Genomic DNA, 697 nt, shown 5'->3' on the forward strand with positions numbered 1-697 from the left:
CCCACGCTTTCGTGCCTCAGTGTCAATGTTGGTCCAGGTAGCTGCCTTCGCCATGGATGTTCCTCCTGATCTCTACGCATTTCACTGCTACACCAGGAATTCCGCTACCCTCTACCACATTCTAGTCGCCCAGTATCCACTGCAGTTCCCAGGTTGAGCCCAGGGCTTTCACAACGGACTTAAACGACCACCTACGCACGCTTTACGCCCAGTAATTCCGAGTAACGCTTGCACCCTTCGTATTACCGCGGCTGCTGGCACGAAGTTAGCCGGTGCTTATTCTTTGGGTACCGTCATCCCAACCAGGTATTAGCCGGCTGGATTTCTTTCCCAACAAAAGGGCTTTACAACCCGAAGGCCTTCTTCACCCACGCGGTATGGCTGGATCAGGCTTGCGCCCATTGTCCAATATTCCCCACTGCTGCCTCCCGTAGGAGTCTGGACCGTGTCTCAGTTCCAGTGTGGCTGATCATCCTCTCAGACCAGCTACGGATCGTCGCCTTGGTGGGCCTTTACCCCGCCAACTAGCTAATCCGACATCGGCTCATTCAATCGCGCAAGGTCCGAAGATCCCCTGCTTTCACCCGTAGGTCGTATGCGGTATTAGCGTAAGTTTCCCTACGTTATCCCCCACGACAGAGTAGATTCCGATGTATTCCTCACCCGTCCGCCACTCGCCACCCAGAGAGCAAGCTCT

General features: G+C 54.9%; 1 rRNA gene. It reads right to left on the reverse strand.

The window, feature by feature from the left end:
• A 16S ribosomal RNA gene (locus tag AB839_RS20845) occupies nucleotides 1–697 on the reverse strand; the annotation flags it as partial.

It is taken from the genome of Stenotrophomonas sp. DDT-1 (assembly GCF_001580555.1).
Classification (GTDB): Bacteria; Pseudomonadota; Gammaproteobacteria; order Xanthomonadales; family Xanthomonadaceae; genus Stenotrophomonas; species Stenotrophomonas sepilia.